General features: G+C 72.6%; 1 pseudogene. It reads right to left on the reverse strand.

The features are described from left to right. Window positions 1-18: 18 nt before the first annotated feature. Window positions 19-296 (reverse strand): annotated as a pseudogene (locus tag HT134_RS46645) (hypothetical protein); the annotation flags it as partial.

The raw sequence follows: 296 nt of genomic DNA on the forward strand, positions 1-296 counted from the left end.
GCTCCTCGTGTCCGAGCGTCAAGGTGGCGAGGTCGAACAGGGCATCACCTTGGCCCGCCTCGGACCAGTCGATGATGCCCGTGATCCCGCGCCGTCGGCGAACACGTGAGCGATCTGCAGATCGCCGTGCGTGAACACCGGCGTCCACGGCCGGAGCGCGGCCTCGGCCACCTGGCGGTTGCGGGTGACCAGGTCGGCGGGCAGGACGCCGTTCGTCACGAGCCACTCGCACTCGCCGTCGAGCTCCGCCGCCAACTCCTCAAGGCCGCGGCCGGCCCGGCCGGTCCGGGACGGCG

Origin of the sequence: Nonomuraea rhodomycinica, assembly GCF_013363995.1 — a bacterium.
Lineage (GTDB): Bacteria > Actinomycetota > Actinomycetes > Streptosporangiales > Streptosporangiaceae > Nonomuraea > Nonomuraea rhodomycinica.